This window comes from Anaeromyxobacter sp. Fw109-5, assembly GCF_000017505.1.
Classification (GTDB): Bacteria; Myxococcota; Myxococcia; order Myxococcales; family Anaeromyxobacteraceae; genus Anaeromyxobacter.
In genome coordinates, this window is record NC_009675.1 from 3,656,347 (window position 1) to 3,673,555 (window position 17,209).

Annotated in this window: 15 protein-coding genes; 11 read left to right on the top strand and 4 right to left on the bottom strand. The window is 74.7% G+C overall.

Annotated elements, in window-relative coordinates; genetic code table 11:
• The first annotated feature begins 60 nt into the window (after positions 1 to 60).
• Entirely contained in the window at positions 61 to 1,989 is a 1,929-nt protein-coding gene (locus tag ANAE109_RS16045; RefSeq protein ID WP_041448417.1) for a peptidase domain-containing ABC transporter, read from the top strand.
• A 41-nt stretch (positions 1,990 to 2,030) separates the two neighbouring features.
• On the opposite strand, the gene ANAE109_RS16050 is transcribed toward ANAE109_RS16045, so the two are convergent.
• From ANAE109_RS16050 to ANAE109_RS25345, 3 genes are all read right to left on the bottom strand, one after another.
• Positions 2,031 to 3,377 carry a TolC family protein gene (locus tag ANAE109_RS16050; RefSeq protein WP_012097937.1) on the bottom strand — a complete coding sequence of 449 codons (1,347 nt, stop codon included), beginning with the start codon at positions 3,375 to 3,377 and terminating at the stop codon, positions 2,031 to 2,033.
• A gap of 174 nt (positions 3,378 to 3,551) precedes the next feature.
• Positions 3,552 to 4,952 (bottom strand): FHA domain-containing serine/threonine-protein kinase, encoded by a 1,401-nt coding sequence (locus ANAE109_RS16055; RefSeq protein ID WP_012097938.1) that lies wholly within the window; start codon positions 4,950 to 4,952, stop codon positions 3,552 to 3,554.
• 104 nt (positions 4,953 to 5,056) lie between these two features.
• Positions 5,057 to 5,224 (bottom strand): hypothetical protein, encoded by a 168-nt coding sequence (locus ANAE109_RS25345; RefSeq protein WP_158305900.1) that lies wholly within the window; start codon positions 5,222 to 5,224, stop codon positions 5,057 to 5,059.
• Positions 5,225 to 5,383: 159 nt separating this feature from the next.
• Here ANAE109_RS25345 and ANAE109_RS16060 point away from each other — a divergent pair, with 159 nt between their 5' ends.
• The 8 genes from ANAE109_RS16060 to ANAE109_RS16095 all read left to right on the top strand — a co-directional run bounded on the left by ANAE109_RS16060 (position 5,384) and on the right by ANAE109_RS16095 (position 13,910).
• On the top strand, positions 5,384 to 5,605 hold the full coding sequence (locus tag ANAE109_RS16060; protein WP_041448418.1) for a hypothetical protein: 222 nt from the start codon (positions 5,384 to 5,386) through the stop codon (positions 5,603 to 5,605).
• 81 nt (positions 5,606 to 5,686) lie between these two features.
• Entirely contained in the window at positions 5,687 to 5,974 is a 288-nt protein-coding gene (locus ANAE109_RS16065) for a hypothetical protein (protein ID WP_041448419.1), read from the top strand.
• Positions 5,975 to 6,035: 61 nt separating this feature from the next.
• A complete protein-coding gene (locus ANAE109_RS16070; protein ID WP_012097939.1) occupies positions 6,036 to 7,232 on the top strand; it encodes a vitamin K epoxide reductase family protein in 1,197 nt (398 codons plus the stop codon).
• 239 nt (positions 7,233 to 7,471) lie between these two features.
• The gene (locus ANAE109_RS16075) at positions 7,472 to 7,801 is read left to right on the top strand and encodes an STAS domain-containing protein (protein WP_012097940.1); all 330 of its coding nucleotides are present in this window, start codon (positions 7,472 to 7,474) and stop codon (positions 7,799 to 7,801) included.
• Positions 7,802 to 7,804: 3 nt separating this feature from the next.
• The gene (locus ANAE109_RS16080; protein ID WP_012097941.1) at positions 7,805 to 9,628 is read left to right on the top strand and encodes a glycosyltransferase; all 1,824 of its coding nucleotides are present in this window, start codon (positions 7,805 to 7,807) and stop codon (positions 9,626 to 9,628) included.
• Positions 9,625 to 10,971, top strand: coding sequence for a DUF3131 domain-containing protein (locus ANAE109_RS16085; protein WP_012097942.1), 1,347 nt, complete (start codon positions 9,625 to 9,627; stop codon positions 10,969 to 10,971). Before ANAE109_RS16080 ends, ANAE109_RS16085 begins: the two co-directional genes overlap by 4 nt.
• Entirely contained in the window at positions 10,968 to 13,016 is a 2,049-nt protein-coding gene (locus ANAE109_RS23620; protein WP_012097943.1) for a DUF3131 domain-containing protein, read from the top strand. The genes ANAE109_RS16085 and ANAE109_RS23620 overlap by 4 nt, the downstream gene beginning before the upstream one ends.
• A gap of 18 nt (positions 13,017 to 13,034) precedes the next feature.
• On the top strand, positions 13,035 to 13,910 hold the full coding sequence (locus ANAE109_RS16095; RefSeq protein ID WP_012097944.1) for a glycoside hydrolase family 16 protein: 876 nt from the start codon (positions 13,035 to 13,037) through the stop codon (positions 13,908 to 13,910).
• Positions 13,911 to 13,925: 15 nt separating this feature from the next.
• Here ANAE109_RS16095 and ANAE109_RS16100 read toward each other — a convergent pair whose 3' ends face one another.
• On the bottom strand, positions 13,926 to 14,267 hold the full coding sequence (locus ANAE109_RS16100) for a conjugal transfer protein TraR (protein WP_012097945.1): 342 nt from the start codon (positions 14,265 to 14,267) through the stop codon (positions 13,926 to 13,928).
• A 264-nt stretch (positions 14,268 to 14,531) separates the two neighbouring features.
• Between ANAE109_RS16100 and ANAE109_RS16105 the strand changes: the two genes are divergently transcribed.
• Together ANAE109_RS16105 and ANAE109_RS16110 are read left to right on the top strand one after the other, a co-directional pair.
• Entirely contained in the window at positions 14,532 to 15,968 is a 1,437-nt protein-coding gene (locus ANAE109_RS16105; RefSeq protein WP_012097946.1) for a GuaB1 family IMP dehydrogenase-related protein, read from the top strand.
• 71 nt (positions 15,969 to 16,039) lie between these two features.
• Complete coding sequence (locus tag ANAE109_RS16110; protein ID WP_012097947.1) at positions 16,040 to 17,200, top strand: site-2 protease family protein; 1,161 nt, start codon at positions 16,040 to 16,042, stop codon at positions 17,198 to 17,200.
• Positions 17,201 to 17,209 lie beyond the last annotated feature (9 nt).

Consider the following 17,209-nt stretch of genomic DNA (forward strand, 5'->3'; position numbering starts at 1 on the left):
TCGGGGACCGCGCTCAGCCTGGCCCCGCCTGCGCCCGGACCCCGGGAGGTCCCGCCGCCCGTGCGCGGCTTCGACGCGGTGGAGGCGGTGTGGCGCCTCCTCCGGCACCACGGCCACGAGGGCGGGCTGCAGGCGTTCCGGGAGGCCCATGACGTGCGCGGCTCCGCGGAGTCCCTCGCCGAGCCGCTCGAGCGGGCGGGGATCCAGGCGCGGCCGGCGATCGTGACCGCCGAGGAGCTGGCCTACCTCGACGTCCCGACGCTCCTCCAGCTCGGCGACGGCTCGTGGGTCGTGCTCGAGGATCGCAGGCGGGACGTGCTCCACCTCCTGGGCTCGAGCGGCGCTCGCCCGGTGCCGGAGGCGGAGCTGGCGCCCTTCCTGTCGGGCTACGCGCTCGACGTGTCGCCCTCCCTGCCGGCCGGGAAGGGGCTCTGGAGCCGCCTGAGGGCGCTCCTGCTCCATCACCGGCGGGCGCTGGCGATGCTCGCCCTCGCGAGCCTGCTCCTCCAGGCCCTCGCGCTGGTGCTCCCGGAGATCACCGCCACCGTCATGAACCAGGCCCTGCCCGACCGCGCGCGCTCGACGCTGCACGTCGTGTCGATGGGCGTGGTGCTGGTGGCCGCGTTCCAGGCCTGCACCGGCTGGCTCCGCGACAAGGTGCTGCTGTTCCTGGTCACGCGCATGGCCGTGTCGGCCGAGCGCGGCGTCCTGCAGCACCTGCTGCGGCTGCCCTTCCCGGTCCTCGACAAGATGACGATCGGCGAGCGGCTCCAGGCGTTCACGAGCGTGGGCGCCGCGCGAGACGTGCTCGCCGAGCGCGCCGTCGCCGCGGTCCTCGACGGCGCCATGGCGATCGCGTTCGTGGCCGCGATGGCGACCAAGATGGCGGGGGCGACGCTGTTCGTGGTGGCGGTGGCGCTCGTGATGGCCGGGATCGCCGTCTTCGTCGGCTCCGCCCAGGCGCGCCACCAGGCCCGCGAGCTCGAGGCCCAGGCGCGCGAGCGCGGCTTCCTCTCCGAGCTCATCGCCGGCATCGGCACGATCAAGGCGGCCGGCGCGGAGCAGCAGGCGCTCCAGCGCTGGCTGCAGCGCTTCAGGGCAGAGCTGGGCCACACGCTCCGGCGGCAGCGCCTGGGCCTGTGGAGCGACGTGGGGCTCGAGACGCTGCGGCAGGGGATGTACGTGGGGCTGCTCATCTGGGGGGGGAGCCTGATCCTCCGCGGCGAGCTGCTCGTGGGGACCCTCCTCGCCTTCGTCCAGCTCGGCTCGGGGTTCCTCGGCGCCGTGTTCGGGCTCGTCCGCGTCCACCTCATGGTCGCCGTGCTCCGGCCGCAGCTCGCCGGGACCCAGCAGATCCTGGACGAGGCGCCGGAGCACCGGACCGCTCGTCGCGCCATCTCGCGGGCGCGCAGCGTGCCCGTGGTGATGGAGGACGTCTGGTTCCGCCACGGCCCGGAGTCGCCGTGGATCGCGAAGGGCTATTCCAGGCGCTTCGAGGCGGGCGCCAAGGAGGTCATCACCGGCGCGTCGGGGTTCGGGAAGAGCACCCTCCTCCGCATGCTCGCCGGCCTCTACGTCCCGGAGGAGGGATCCATCAGCGTCGGCGGGACGAGCCCGCAGGCGGCGGCCAGCGACATCCTGTACCTGCCGCAGTTCGTGAACCTGTTCAGCGGCTCGATCATCGAGAACCTGCGGCTCCTGTCCGGCGGCGCGCCCGTGGCGCGCCTGCTCGAGGCCGCCGAGCGCACCGGCCTCTCGGCGCTCGTGGCCACCTTGCCGATGAGCTGGGAGAGCATCGTGTCGCCCGGCGGGAAGAGCCTCTCCGGCGGGCAGCGCCAGCTCATCGCCCTGACGGCGGCGATCGCCTCGGACCGCAAGCTCCTCCTGCTCGACGAGGCGCTGTCGAACCTCGATCCGATCCGCGCCGCCGAGCTCCGGAAGATCCTCGACGGCCTGCCCGCGACGGTGATCGAGGCGCGCCACGTGTGAGGTGCGAGAGGTGCTGGAGAGCGTGGCGGAGCCGCGGATCGCTACAGCGATCCGCCCACGGCGCGGTTCAGGTCGGCGCGGGCCACGACGAGATCCACCACCGTGCGGACCCACGCGAGCCTCGCCTCGGACAGCTTCACGGTCGCGTCGCGGATCTCGAGCTGGCTGCCCACCCCCGCGTCGAGCCGCTCCCGGGCGAGTCGGAGCGCCGCCTCGGACGCCTTCACGTTCTCCTGCACCGTGGCCACCGTGTCACCGAGCGCCGCCACCGCCTCGCGCGCGACGATCACCTCCGCCGCGACCGTCTGCTCCTCCTGCTCGAGCAGGGCCCAGGCTCGGCGGGCGTCCACCTCGGCCCGCTGCACGCCCGCCCGCGTCGCGCCGCCGGCGAAGAGGTTCCACGCGAGCGTGACCTGCGTCACGGCGACGTACTGCGTCGTCGGATCCCCCAGCAGGCCGAAATCTCCCCCGAGCTCGGGAGCCGCCTTCTGGTAGCTCGCCTGGAGCCCGAGGACGGGCCACCAGGCTCCTCGGGCGCGTGCGATCTCCAGGTCACCCGCCTCCCCCGTCAGCTTCCGCGCGGCGAGCACCGGCCGCCCTCTCCGTGCCTCCGCGAGCAGCGCCGCGATCGGCGGGAGCTCCTGCTGCGCGGGCACGAGCGGTCCGGTCACGATCCCGGGGGGCACGACCTCCAGCCCCGCCGTCGAGGTGAGCCCGAGCACGATCGCCAGCTCCGCCCGGGCGCGCTCGAGCTCGGCGGCCTGGGTGCGCACCGCGATGCGATCGTTGCCGAGGTTCACCCGGGCGCTGAAGGTGTCGGCCTTGGTGCCGCGGCCGGCCGAGAAGAGGGCGTCGGCGCGCTCGACCAGCTCCGCGGACAGGGCCGCCGTCTCGCGCCGGACCTCGAGCGCGCGCTGCTGCTTCACGACCTCGTAGAACCGGCGCGTCACCTCGAAGGCGACCCGCAGGGCCGACTCGTCGACCAGCCTCCGGGCCGCCGCCGATCGCGTACGGGAGGACTCGATGAGCTTCCAGCTCGCGAGGCCGTCGAAGACCGTCCAGGTCGCGGCGACGCCGAGCTGGTGCGCGCCGAAGTCGTTCGCGGGGTAAGTCACCGGGATGCGGACGAAGTCGGGGGGCGGGGTCTCGTTGGGGACGACGTTCACCTGCTGCTGCTCGCCCTGGAACTGCCGGCCGAAGGCCGCGTTCAGGTCGAGGCGCGGCAGCACGCCCTGGTAGCTCAGGCGGACGTCCGTGGCGGCGGCCTCCTGATCGAGGCGAGCGATGGTGAGCTCGGCGTTGCGCTTGGCCGCCGCGGCGAGCGCGTCATCCAGGGTGAGGGGGGCCGCGGTGACGGTCGCGGCGAGGAGGAGAGCCAGGGTGGCCATGCGATCCCCCAGTCGACGGTCCGGAGAGCCGGGCGTCGGCCTCCGGGGAGGATCCCCATCTGCTCCGGGTCGATCGCGCCGGCCCGCCGCCGGTGGGGTCCCTTGGCCGGGCCATCACGGGAGGTCTGCGTCGGAGGGGGCACCGCCAGACGCTCCGCGGGCTCGCGCGGCGACTCAGCGGAACAGCTGGTAGAGTAGCCCGCCGACCGCCGCGGTCACGCCGGCCGCCGCGATCACCAGGCGCCACTCCCCCACCCATCGCCGGATCTTCCCGGCGCGCGAGGGCTCCACGCGGCCGGGGCGGTCGAGCCGCTCCTGGAGGGCGAGGAGCGCGGCGAGCCACGCCGCGCCGTCGCGCGGACGATCGGCCGGGCGGGGAGAGAGGGCGCCGCGGAGCAGGACCTGGAGCTCCTCCGGGACGTCGGGGCCCTCGACCCTGGGACGAGCCCCGGGCTCGAGCACCGCGCTCGTGTCCCTCGTCACCCGGTACGGGAGCCTGCCCGTCACGAGCTCGCACAGGATCGCGCCCGCCGCGAACACGTCGGTGCGCGGGTCCTGCGCGCCCATCCGCCACTGCTCCGGCGCCATGTACGCCGGCGTGCCGACGGCCCGCACGTCACCCCCGCCGAGCACGCTGGCGATGCCGAAGTCGAGCACCTTGACGGTGCCGCTCGCGCAGACGAAGACGTTGGCGGGCTTGAGGTCGCGGTGGACCACGCCGGCCCCGTGCGCGTGCTCGAGCGCCCAGGCGATCTCGATCGCGATCTCGAGCGCCCGCGCGAGCTCCACGCGCCCGCGGCGCATCGTCTCGTACAGCGTCTCCCCCCGCAGCAGCTCGAGCACGAGGTAGGGACCGCTCTGGCAGGTCCCCGCGTCGTACAGGGTCACGATGTTCGGGTGGGCGAGCTGCGCGATCGCCTCCGCCTCCTTCTGCATCTGCTCCTGGCGCAGCTGCACCTGCGAGTTGCGTCCTGGGCGGACCGCCTTGAACGCGACGCGCCTGCGCAGCTGGCGGTCCTCGGCCTCGAACACCACCCCGAAGCTGCCGCGGCCGATCTCGCGCACGAGCTCGAACCTGCCGATGACCGATCCCGGGAACAGCACGTCCTGCCACTCCTGCTCCAGCGTCGGCGCGCGGGCGATCTGCTGCATGACGGCGGTGATGCCGCCGGGGCGGATGGGGGCCGGAGGCGCCTCGACGTCCCCCGCCGCGCCGCATGTCGGAGCGCGGGCGGCGGGGCTCGGGAAGGTGACGCGGAGCGAGCCGATGGACAGCACGGCGCCTGGCTCGAGGGGGACCGCGACGCGCGGGATGAGCTGCGCGCCGTCGAGCACGCTGCCGTTGGTCGAGCCGAGATCCGTGTAGCGCCGCTCGTGCCGAGTGAACTCCACGACGGCGTGGGACGCCGAGACGAACCGGTGCGGGAGGGAGAGGTCGTTGCGCGCGCTCCGCCCGATGCGGACCGGCGACTGCGTGAACGTGTACTCGACGGTCGACTGACCGTCCGTGTCCTCGACGCGAACGACCAGCTCCGGGACGCCCTCGCCCGCGCGCGGTGACCGAGCGGTGGCCACGCGGAACTGGTTGGCCGATCGCGACGTGCGGGCAACGCCCGGGAGGGGACGCCGTGCCCGCTCCGGCCGTTCGCGCCGCCGGGGAGCCTGGCGGTCGAGCACGGCTACCAGAGGTCGACGACGATGGGCTCGCGCGTCCGTTCCGGCTCTCGCTCCGGCCGCTCGTGGCGGACGGGCTCGGGCACCTCGATCCAGAGCTGCGGCCGCTCCAGCTCCTCGCGCTCCTGGCGGCGCCTCTCCAGCTCCTCGATCATCCACGGCGGCGGCATCATGGCTTCGTCTCCTGGCGTGGCTCCTGCCGTGGAGACACGCGAGGCGGGCGGGCCTGACATCCCTGGCGAGGCTCCGCCGCGGCCGGTCAGATCGCGCGCCGGCCGCGGTCCGTCCTCCCGGAGGCGCGGGCCGCCCACATCCCGGCCGGCGTGAACCGAATGCACACGACGATCAAGGCCGCGCTGCTGGCGGCGGGCGTGCTGTTCCTGGGCGCGATGCTCCGCCTGCAGCACCGGACCTTCGCGGAGCGCGCGACGCGAGCCCCCGCCCTGCTCGAGGCGACGGCCGCGGCGGACCGCCCGGCAGGCCGCCTCTCTCCGCTCGCCATGAGCAGCGGTCCCGGCTCCTCCCCGCTGGCGTCCCGCTCCGCTCCGCGCTGACGATCGCGGCCTCGCGGCCCGGGGCGCGATTGGGGCGGGCCGCTGGCGAGCCTCGTGCTATGGACGTGGGCGGAGGAATTCATGACCCGCGCCCTCGTCCTGACCTTCGCGACCCTGCTCGCCCCCGCGACCCTCGCGGACGCGCCCCCGCCCAGGCCGGAGCCGGCGCCCGCCCGGAGCGATGCCGCCCCGCCCGCCCCCAAGGCGGACGGTGAGGGCGCGGCGAAGCGGGACCCCGCCGCTGACCTGCGCCCGCGCCCGCGGAAGGACGAGCCCAGCTCGACCGGCGCGGCGAAGCGCCAGCGCTCCGAGCCAGCTCCGGCCAAGCCCGCGCCGTGCGTCGAGGTGAAGCCCTGCTCGATCGACTGATCGCGCGGCAGGCCCGGCTGCCGGTGCTCCGGCGCGTGGCACGCGCTCACCCTCACGTCCCATGACCCGCGATCGCAAGAAGAAGCCCGACCGGCGCCCGAGCGCCCCGACGCCCGCTCCTCCGCGCGCCGCGCTGCTCGTCGCCTCGTTGCTGCTGGCGCTCGGCGGCGTCGCGCTCTCGGTGGCGCTCGCCCGCCTCCACGCGCGCGCGCACGCGGGGCTCTCCAGCTTCTGCGCCATCAACGACGTCGTGAACTGCGATCGCGTCGCCCTGAGCCGCTTCTCCACGTTCCTCGGGCTGCCGGTGGCGCTCTGGGGCGCCCTCGGGTACGGGCTCGCCGCGGTGCTCGCCGCGCGGGCCCTCGCGCACGCGCGCCGGGGCGTGACCGCGGCCCGCGGGCTGCTGTTCGCCGTCGCGGCCGTCGCGGTCGCGGCCTCGGCCGCGCTCGCCGTGGTCAGCGAGCTCGCCATCGGCGCGTGGTGCCTGCTCTGCATGGCGTCGTGGGCCACCGCGGCGGGGCTGCTCGCGACCGCCTGGCGCGCCTGCCCGTCCGGCCCCGCCGCGGCCGTCGCCGCGGACGTCGCCGTCCTCCGCGCGCGGCCGGCGCGCACGGCGGCCCTCGCGCTCGTCGCCCTCGTGGCCGTCGTCGGGGCGCGCGCCGCGTACGCGCGCTACGCGGCCACGGTGCCGCGAGCGCCCGCCGCGAGCGCCGGCGCCCGGGCACCCGGCCCCATCTCGCCGGCCCCGGTCGCCGCGGGCGGCGTGGTGGTGGAGTTCAGCGACTACGAGTGTCCCTTCTGCGCGCGCGCCCACGAGCAGCTCGCCACCCTCCGCGCGGCCCGCCCGGATCTCGAGATCGTCCGCCGGCACTTCCCGCTCGACGCCGCCTGCAACCCCGCCCTGGCACGCTCGATCCACCCGTCGGCGTGCGCCCTCGCGCGCGCCGCGATCTGCGCCGAGGCGCAGGGGCGCTTCGCCGAGATGGACGACGCGCTGTTCCGGAACCAGCAGGCGCGCGAGCCGGCGTCGCGCCTCGCCGCTCGCCTGGGCCTCGACGTCGCCGCGTTCGAGGCCTGCCTCGCGTCGCCCGCCACGGAGGCGCGGCTCGCGCGCGACGTCGAGGACGGGATGCGCGCGGGCGTGCGCGCGACCCCCTCGTACGTCGTCGGCGGCAAGGTCTACGCGGGCGAGCTTCCGCCGGGGCTCCTGGCCGCGCCCGCGGCCCCCGCGCCGCCCCCTCGCGCCGCGGAGCGCTGAGAGGTCGTTTCACGCCTCTGAAGCGCGGCGGTGCGGCCGGTCGATGACCGAAGGTCTGCCGTGCTCCCGCACCGGCGGGGGCGACGACCCGACGCCTCCGCGGGCGCCGTCCCTGCTCCTCGCGGCACGCCTTCCCGGCGAGGGTCGGACGGAACGGTCAACCCTTGCGTCGTTCGGGCGACGTTCCAGTTTGCAGGAGGGGGGCGGAGGCGGAGGGCCGTATCCGCCGCAGCGAGCGCATGCTCCATCTCCGGCTCGAGCACAGGAACGGAGCTCTCGTCGTCACGCCGCTCGCGGCGCGGCTCGACGCCGAGTCCGCCGTGGAGCTTCGCACGCTGATCGCCGGGCAGGCGGTGGGGCGGAGACGCGTGGTCGTCTCGCTCGAGCACGTCGCGACCATGGACGGGTCTGCGCTCGCGGCGCTCATCTCGATCCTCAAGTCGATGGACCCGGGCGCCGAGCTGCGGCTCGCCCGCGCGTCGCCCTCGGTGCGCGCGCTCCTCGCGCGGACGCGGCTCGACGCGCTCTTCCCGACCTTCGACGACGAGGCCGCCGCCCTGGGGGGATGAACCGTGGACGTCGCGTACGTGCCGCGGAGCGAGTGCGAGGCCGCCGCGCCTCGTGCGCGCGCGCGCGGGGACGCCGTGCGCAACTTCGCGTTCCAGGCGCTCGCGGTCCTCGCGACCGTGCTGGGGGGCTGGTACCTCTCCTGGCGCTGGACCTCGTCGCTCAACCCGGACGCGCCGGCGTTCTCCGCCGTGATCGCGGCGGCGGAGACCCTGGCCTACCTCGGCGCGGTCCTGTTCTTCCTCTCCATCTGGCGCGCCGAGGATCCCGTCGTCCACCCGCCGCCACGCACGGTGAACGATCTCCGCGAGGAGCCGCTCCCGCGCGACCGGCCGATCAAGGTCGACGTGATGATCACCACGTTCGACGAGCCGCTCGGGCTGGTGCGCCTCTCCGTCCGCGACGCGAAGCAGCTCTCGTACCCGCATCCGCTGACGCTGCGCGTGTACCTCCTCGACGACGGCCGCCGGCCCGAGATGCGGGCGATGGCCGACGAGGAGGGGGCCGGCTACCTCACCCGCGCGACGAACGAGGGATACAAGGCGGGCAACCTCCGCAACGGCTTCGATCACACCGACGGCGATCTCGTCGTCATCTGCGACGCGGACACCCGGCTGCTGCCCGCGCTGCTCGAGGAGACGCTCGGGTACTTCCGGGATCCCGAGGTCGCCTGGGTCCAGACGCCGCAGTCGTTCTACGACCTCGATCCGGGCCTGCCGCTCGCCGAGTGGCTCGCGCGCCGCGCCCGGCTCGGTCGCGTGGGGCGCGCCCTGGGCCGCGCCGTCGAGGCGGTGATCGGCCCCGTCGCGATCGGCGCGGATCGGCTCGGGTCCGATCCGCGGGCCTTCTACGACGTCATCCAGCGGTGCCGCAACTGGTGCAACGCCGCGTTCTGCTGCGGGGCGGGCAGCGTGCACCGCCGCGAGGCCGTGATGGAGGGCGCCGTGACCGAGTTCGGCGCTGCGGTGGAGGCGGCCGTCCGCCCGCTCGCCGCGCGCGTGCCGGACGCGGCGGCGCGGGCGTCGCTCGAGACCGCGCTCGCGTCCCAGGCCGCGCGCGGGATCGAGCTCACGCCTTACGAGTTCCACGTCTCCGAGGACATCTACACGAGCATCCGGCTCCACGCGGGGACGCGTCGCTGGCGCTCGGTGTACCACCCGCGCGTCCTCGCCAGGATGCTCTCGCCCCAGGATCTGCTCGCCTGGAGCATCCAGCGCTTCAAGTACGCGAGCGGCACGCTCGACATCGCGCTGCACGACAACCCGCTGCGGCGGACCCGCCTCACCGCCTGGCAGAAGGTGATGTACGGCGCGACCATGTACGCGTACCTCGCGCCGCTCTGGATCATCCCGCTCGTGCTCGCGCCCATCGCGTTCTTCTTCGCGGGCGTGCTGCCGGTCCGCGCCTACGACGGCGAGTTCGCGGCGCGGGTCGTGCCGTTCCTCGTCGCGAGCCGCCTCGCCGTGATGGTCGGCACCTGGGGCGTACCGACGTGGCGCTCCGAGCAGTACCACCTCGCCTCGTCCTGGCTGAACCTCCGCGCGCTGATCCACGTCGTCGCCCGTCGGCCGCTGCGGTTCCCCGTCACGCCCAAGGTCGCCACGTCGCGGCGCTCCGTCGGGCTCGCCGTGCCGCACCTCGTGCTCCTCGCGGCGATGGCGGTCGGGCTGGTCTACCGGGGGGCGCTCGTGGCGCAGGGACCGTCCGTGCCCGGGGAGGCGACGGCGTACCTCGCGAACGTGTTCTGGAGCCTGCACAACGCCGCCTGCCTCGCCCCGTTCGTCCTCGCGGCCCTCCTGCCCAGACGGGCGAAGGAGGTCGGGGCGTGAGCTTCTGGGCCGGACTCCTCACGGCGAGATCGCACCTCGCCTTCCTCGTCGGGCTCGGGGCGGCGATCCTCGCGGTGCACTACGCGGGCGAGCTCGCGCGCGCCGAGGCGGCGCCGGCCCCGGGGTTCGCCGCGCTCGCGGCCGGCGAGGCGCCGCGGCTCCGCTCGCGTTCACCCCTCGGCCCGGACGAGCTCCGGCTGGCGAGAGCCGCCTGGAGCTACTTCGAGCGGAACACCGACGCCACCACGGGGCTCACCGGCTCGGTGGAGGACTATCCGTCCACCACGATGTGGGACACAGGGTCGCAGCTCATGGCGATCCTCGCGGCGGAGGATCTCGGCGTGATCCCGGCCGACGAGGCGGTGCTGCGCCTGCGGCGCGCCCTGCGGTCGCTCCGCGCGATCCCGCTCTTCGACCGCAAGCTCCCGAACAAGGCCTACGACACGCGGACGCTCGACATGGTCGGCTACGACAACCGGCCCGCGCCGGAGGGGATCGGCTGGTCGGCGCTCGACGTCTCGCGCGTCCTCGTCCCGATGTGGATCGTGACGTGGCGCCACCCCGAGCTGACCCCGCTCGTGCGCCGCGCGGTGTCGCGCTGGCGGCTCGGCGCGCTCAGCGATGGGAGCGCCCTGGTCGGCGCGCAGCGACGGAAGGACGGGCTGATCGAGACCTACCAGGAGGGCCGCTTCGGCTACGAGCAGTACGCCGCCAAGGCGCTGCTGCCGTGGGGCGTGCCCGTCCCGCGCGCGCTCGACTACCGGGCCCACCTCGCGTTCTCGGAGGTCCTCGGGCAGCGCCTCCCCCACGACGACCGCCACCCGCGCTCGTACGGCGGCACGCACGCCGCCGTGCTCTCCGAGCCCTGGATCCTCGACGCCCTGGAGCACGGGTTCGACGCGACCACGCTCCCCATCGCGCGGGCGCTCCTGCGCGTGCAGGAGCGGCGCTTCGCCCGGACGGGGAAGCTCACCGCGATCTCGGAGGACGCCATCGATCGCGCGCCGTGGTTCGCGTACTCGGCGGTGCTGAACGGCGACGAGCGCTGGACGGCGTTCGCGCCGGACGGCACCGCGATCCCGCAGGACCTCGGGTTCTCGACCAAGGCGGCCCTCGGCTGGGGCGTGCTGTTCGAGGGGAGCTACCCCGATCGCCTCCTGTCGGCGGCGCGCGAGCTCGCCACCGAGCGAGGGCTCTACGCCGGTCGCTACGACCACGACGGCTCGGTGAACCGCGCCCTGTCGCTCAACACGAACGCGATCGTCCTCGAGGCGCTCGCGTATCGCACGCGCGGTCCGTGGCTGCGGCCGGACGAGCCGGACGCGCGGGAGGCCCGGCGATGAGCGCCCGCGTCGCCGCCGCCGCCCTCGCCGCGGCGATCGCGCTCGCGGCGCCCGGCGCCGTCGCCGCCGAGGACGTGGAAGCTCCGTCCCCCCCCCGGCCGGACGCGCCGCCGCGGGCGCCGGCCGGCGGCGATCCGCAGGGCTCGCTCCAGGATCCGGAGCTCGAGGCGGCGCGGATCGCCTGGCGCTACTTCGAGCGGAACTACCAGCCCGCGACCGGGCTCGTGAACTCGGTCGAGGGCTACGCGAGCACGACGATGTGGGATCTGGGCTCGACGGTGCTCGCCACGCTCGCCGCCCGCGAGCTCGGCCTGCTCGAGCCCGCCGCGTTCGACGAGCGCGTCGACACGCTGCTCTGGACCCTGGCGATGCAGCCGCTCTTCCAGGGCGAGCTGCCGAACAAGGCGTACGACGCCGCCACCGGCAGGATGGCGAACTACGCGAACCAGCCCACCGCCACCGGGATCGGCTTCTCCGCCGTCGACCTCGCCCGCCTGTCGTCGGCCCTGTCCATCCTCGCGGAGCGCGCCCCGCAGCACCGCGCCGGGGTGAGGCGCGTGCTCGGGCGCTGGCGCTACTGCCGCCTCCTCGGCGACGGCGAGCTGCACGGCGCCCACGTCGACGACCGCGGGAAGGTGCAGATCGTCCAGGAGGGGCGGCTCGGCTACGAGCAGTACGCGGCGGAGAGCTTCGCCCGGCTCGGCTTCGCGATGTCGCGCGCGCGCGACTTCGATCGCCACGCCGCGGACACGCCGATCCTCGGCGTGCCGGTCCGCCGCGACACCCGGGACCGGCACCGCTTCGGGGCCGTGGACGCGCTCGTCACGGATCCCTGGGTCCTCGGCGCGTTCGAGCTCGGGCGCGACGGCGAGCGGGGCGAGCTGCTGCGGCGGGTGTTCGAGGTGCAGAAGCGGCGATGGGAGCAGACCGGGATCCCGACCGCGGCCGGCGAGGACCACGTCGACGAGGCGCCGTGGTTCGTGTACGGCGCCATCTGGGCGGACGGCGTGCCCTGGAACGTCGTCACGACGGAGGGGGCGGACGCCACGCGGTTCCGTGCGCTCTCGACGAAGGCGGCGTTCGCGCTCGCGACGCTCTTCCCGGAGGATCCGTACGCGCGGGTGCTCCGCCGCGCCATCGCGAGGGCGCGCGATCCGGACCGCGGCTGGTACGCGGGGATCTACGAGCGCGGCGGCCTGAACGAGTCGCTCAACGCCAACACGAACGGCGTCATCCTGGAGGCGATCCTGTACGCGCGCGCCGGCCTGCTCCGCGCCCCGCCGGGCCGCGCCCCCGTGGCGGCCCGCCGGGGCGGGGTCACCGTCCCCGCCGCGTTCCCGGTCGTCCCCGGCGCGTGCTACCCCGGGACGCCGGAGGCCGCGCGCGCGGAGGCGACGCCGATCACGCCCGGCGGCGCGGGGCAGCCCGCGGCGCGACGTGCCCGGCTGTACGCGCACCCGCTCACGTTCACCGCGTTCGCCAACTACCGCGGCGTCGATCGCGCCGGAGCGGGCGCGGTCGCGACGCTCTGGCCCTGGCGCGCCTCGTTCTTGCGCGTCGGGGCGGAGGCCACGCCGTACTCGCCCGGAGGCCGGGTGCGCATGCTGTGGGGGATCGGCTGGGACGACTGGCGCGCTCGGACGCCGTACCTGCGCCTCGAGAACTGGGGGCCCATCCGGCCGGGGGACGGGCTCGCGATGGACGTCGCCGAGCTCAACTTCGGCTATCGCGGGCCGCGGCTCTGCGGCGGCGCCCTCTGCCTCTCCCCGCTCCTCGGCGGCACCGTGCCGTTCTCCGGGGGTCCCTACGTGAGCGCACGCGCGACGCTCACCATCGCGGGGACGTGGTTCGCGATGGGCGGCATCGGCTGGACCGTGCCGCAGGTGTTCGAGGGGCCGGCCGGCACGCCCCGCTGGCGCATCGTGTACGGGTTCGGCCGGTGGGACTGGCGGCCGGGGACCCTCTACGTCACGTACCACGACTGGGGCCCGACCAGCCGGTCCCACAACGGCGTGCTCGCCGTCGGCGTGAACCTCGCGTTCTAGGAACCACGGGAGGAAGGCGTGAACCGTTCCGCGTGGACGAGGGCGATGCTGCTGGCCGCGGCGGTGGTCGCGCCGTGCTGCGGCCTCACGCCGCCGCCCGAGCCGTCGGCGGAGCAGCCTGCGGCGCCTCCGGAGGAGGTCCCCGGGGACACGAACCCCGCCGCGCTGCCCCCGCCCGGCTACCAGCTCGTGTGGCAGGACGACTTCGACGGCGAGGCGCTCGGGCCGGACTGGACCGCCCTCTCCGCTCCACGCCTCGACGCGATCGCGACGCCCGAGGCCGTCGAGGTGCACGGCGGCCTCCTCACGCTGACGACCTTCACCGACACCTCCGGACGGCACCACACCGGCTTCATCGGCACGCAGGGGACGGTCGAGGTGACCTACGGGTACTTCGAGGCGCGGATCCGCTTCAACGACTCGCCGGGCGGGTGGTGCGCGTTCTGGATCGACTCGCCGACGAACGGAGACCCGATGGGCGACCCCGGCGCCGCGGGCGTGGAGATCGACGTCGTCGAGCACCGCGCCACCGACCAGGACGGCTGGTTGGCGCTGCGCGACATGTCGGCGATGAACCTGAACTGGGATCGCACCGCCTCGTCGCGCCAGAACGTCCAGAAGATCGTGGCGCTGCCCGGCAACGCGCCGATCCAGGGAGCGTGGCACGTCTTCGGCGTGCTGTGGACGGACGCGGGCTACACGTTCTACATCGACGACCTGCCGGTCTGGACCACGGCCGCGGCGATCTCGCACCGCAGCGAGTACCTGCAGCTCACCTGCGAGGTGGCGAGCGCGAGCTGGGCCGGGTACGTGCCGGCCGGCGGCTACGGCTCCCGCGAGACGAGCACGACGAGGATGGAGGTGGACTGGGTCCGGGTCTGGCAGGCGCGGTGAACGGCGTACCAGCCGTCACTCGTCCACGCCCTGGCGCGCCCACGGCACCGCCCGCAGGCGCTCGTAAGGGATGGGATCGCCGGTCGTCTCGCTGAGGCCGTACGTGCCCGCGGCGAGCTTCGCGAGCGCGTGCTCGACCTCGACGAGGAGCGCGCGCTCGCGCGCGGCGACGTCCAGCTGGCGGCTCGCGTCCGTCTCGCGCTGCGCCAGCTCCTCGAGCTCGCGCGTCTGATCCGGCGCCGGCGCCGTGTCCGCCGGCGCCCGGAGCACCTGCTGGATCCGCCTTCGCTCGTCTTCGAGCTTCTTTCGAAGCTCCTCGCGCTGCGTATCGGTGAGCGGAGATTGGGCGTTGGCCACGATCGCTGCCTCCCTGGCGGAGCGGGTGCGCGGAGCGCTCCCGCGGGACGTACGATCGGACGTGTAACGTCTCGGCTCACGTTCGCTCGAGGCGCGGCTGGGTGCGCGCTCTCCTTGGTTCCCCCGCGGGGGCGCGGGCGGGCCGATGCCCGCCCCCTCCGAGCGAGCGGCGTGCCGATCCGCCGCAGGGCGCCCAGGCGGGCCGGGTCGAGGACCGCTGCGCAAAAAGTTCCCTCGCGGACCCGTCTGGCTTATCGCGTCCGCATGCGCTTCCTCCATCCCGAGCACGACGAGACGCTCGAGCTCTCCCTCGACGACGTCTTCCTCGTCCCCGGCTACTTCGACGGCAGCTCCCGGCTCGACGTGAACCTGCGCCCGGTGGACTTCGCGGGGGGCGCGCACCCCATCGTGTCCGCGAACATGAACGCGGTCACCGGCAAGCGGATGGCGGAGACCGTGGCGCGCCTCGGAGGCCTCGGGGTCCTGCCGCAGGACATGGACCTCGAGACGGCGGCGCGGATCATCGCGCAGATCAAGTCGGCGGACCCGCGCTACGACACGCCGCTCTCGGTCTCGCCGCGGGCCACCTTGCGCGACGTGCTCGGCATCATCCACAAGCGCGCGCACGACATGGTCGTCGTGGTGGACGACGAGCGCCGCCCGGTGGGCATCGTCACGCACGCGGACCTGCGCGACCGGGATCAGTACTCGCCCGTCGGGTCCTTCATGTCGTCCCGCCTCGTCACCGTCCCCGTGGGCACGCCGAACCGTGACGCGTTCCTGCGCATGGACGATCACCGCGTCAAGGCCGCGCCCGTCGTGGACGCGGCGGGCCGGCTCGTGGGCGTGCTGACCCGCGACGACGCGGTGCGCCTCGAGCTCGTCGAGCCTTCGCTCGACGCGCGCGGGAAGCTCATGGTGGCGGCGGCCGTCGGGATCTCCTCGACCGCAGGCGCCACCGCCGCGCGCCTCGCGGAGCTGGCCGTCTCGGCCATCGTGCTCGACACCGCGCACGGGCACCAGCGCCGCATGCTCGAGGCGATCCGGGACGTGCGGCGCGCCATCGGCCCCGAGCGGCCGCTCGTGGCGGGGAACGTCTGCACGGCGGAGGGCACCCGCGCCCTCCTCGACGCGGGCGCCGACGTCGTGAAGGTGAACGTGGGCCCGGGCGCCATGTGCACGACGCGCATGCAGACGGGCGCCGGCCGGCCCACCTTCTCGTCGGTGCTGGCGTGCGCGCGCGAGGCGCACCGGCGCGGCCGGCACGTCTGGGCGGACGGTGGAGTGCGCGAGCCGCGCGACGTGGCCCTCTACCTCGCGGCGGGCGCGTCGCGCGTCATGATCGGCACCCTGCTGTCCGGGACGTACGAGAGCCCCGGCGACGTGAAGGAGGACCGCGAGGGCCGCAAGTACAAGGAGAACTACGGGATGGCCAGCGCGCGCGCCGTGAGCGATCGCGCGGCCGGCCTCGACGCGTTCGAGCGGGCCAAGAAGGGCTTCTTCCGGGAGGGGATCTCCACGTCGCGGATCTACATCCGCGAGGGCCGCGAGAGCGTCGGAGACATCCTCGTGGACGTGATCAGCGGCGTGCAGTCGGCGTTCACGTACGTCGGCGCGACCACGCTGCCCGAGTTCCACGAGAAGGCGGTGGTGGGGGTGCAGAGCCCCGGTGGCTACACGGAGGGCAAGCCGCGCGGGTAGCCCTCGGCGGCGCTCCCCGGAGGCCTGCGCGCGAGCGAGCGGCGGCGCCTCCGGGTCCGCATGCTTGGCCCATGACGGGCGGCGCGATCCGTATCGGCGGCGTGCGGGGCATCCCCATCCGCATCCACGTGAGCTTCCTCGTCGTGCTCCCGTTTCTCGCGCTCGGGTTCGGGCGCATGTTCGGAGAGGCGACCCGGATCGCGGGGATCCCTCCCGAGCGGCTCCACGGCTCGCCGTTCCTGTGGGGGCTCGGGATCGCGCTGGCGCTGTTCCTCTCCGTCCTGGTCCACGAGCTCGCGCACTCGCTGTACGCGCTGCGGGCGGGGGGCCGCGTCCAGGCCATCACGCTGCTCATGATCGGCGGCGTGTCGCAGATCTCCGAGCCTCCGAAGACCGGGCGCGGCGAGGCGGTGATGGCGTTCGTGGGCCCGCTCGCGAGCCTCGTGCTCGGCGGGCTGTTCTACGTCGTCCACCGCGCGATGGCGGGCACCGCGCTCTTCGACCTGAGGTTCGCCGTCTTCCACCTCGCCTACCTCAACGTCGTCCTCGGGCTGTTCAACCTGCTGCCGGCCTTCCCGATGGACGGCGGTCGGGTCCTGCGGGGACTCCTCGCCGAGCGCGTCGGGCTGCTGCGGGCGACGCGCACCGCGGCGGCCGCCGGCAAGGGGTTCGCGGTGCTGTTCGCGATCTACGCCGTCGTCTCGGCGAACCTGGTGCTCATGGCGGTGGCCTTCTTCGTCTACCTCGGCGCGGAGGCCGAGAGCCGGAGCGTGCTCGTGAAGGCCCTCCTCGGCCACATCCGCGTCCGGGACCTGCTGCGCTCGCGGCCGCCCTTGATCGACCTCTCGGTCTCCGTCTACGACGTCGGCGAGCGGATGCTCCGCGAGCGCTGCGTGGCCTTCCCCGTCGGCGACGGCGGGCGGGTGGCCGGCGTGGTCGGGCTGGCGGACGTCCAGCGCGTCCCGCGCGGCGAGCGCGGGCGCGTCAGCGTCGGGGACATCGCACGCCGCATCGACCCGGTCGACGCCGACGACGAGGCGTCCAAGGCGCTCCGCGTCCTGGCGGAGACTCGCGCCCCCGCGGTGCCGGTGCTGGAGAGCGGCGTCCTCGTGGGCCTCCTCTCCAGCGGGGACGTCGCGCGCGCCCTCCAGCTCGGCGAGCTGGAGGCGACGCAGCACCCCGCGCAGCCCGTGCGGCGGGCGGCGCGTCCCAACCTGGAGCAGCACGCGTGAGGCGCAGGC

Excerpts from the sequence above, each read along its gene's own strand:
- ANAE109_RS16105 (WP_012097946.1), top strand. The coding sequence starts at position 14,532 with ATGCGCTTCCTCCATCCCGAGCACGACGAGACGCTCGAGCTCTCCCTC.
- ANAE109_RS25345 (WP_158305900.1), bottom strand. The coding sequence starts at position 5,224 with ATGATGCCGCCGCCGTGGATGATCGAGGAGCTGGAGAGGCGCCGCCAG.
- ANAE109_RS16070 (WP_012097939.1), top strand. The coding sequence starts at position 6,036 with ATGACCCGCGATCGCAAGAAGAAGCCCGACCGGCGCCCGAGCGCCCCG.
- ANAE109_RS23620 (WP_012097943.1), top strand. The coding sequence starts at position 10,968 with ATGAGCGCCCGCGTCGCCGCCGCCGCCCTCGCCGCGGCGATCGCGCTC.
- ANAE109_RS16060 (WP_041448418.1), top strand. The coding sequence starts at position 5,384 with ATGCACACGACGATCAAGGCCGCGCTGCTGGCGGCGGGCGTGCTGTTC.
- ANAE109_RS16110 (WP_012097947.1), top strand. The coding sequence starts at position 16,040 with ATGACGGGCGGCGCGATCCGTATCGGCGGCGTGCGGGGCATCCCCATC.
- ANAE109_RS16065 (WP_041448419.1), top strand. The coding sequence starts at position 5,687 with ATGACCCGCGCCCTCGTCCTGACCTTCGCGACCCTGCTCGCCCCCGCG.
- ANAE109_RS16050 (WP_012097937.1), bottom strand. The coding sequence starts at position 3,377 with ATGGCCACCCTGGCTCTCCTCCTCGCCGCGACCGTCACCGCGGCCCCC.
- ANAE109_RS16075 (WP_012097940.1), top strand. The coding sequence starts at position 7,472 with ATGCTCCATCTCCGGCTCGAGCACAGGAACGGAGCTCTCGTCGTCACG.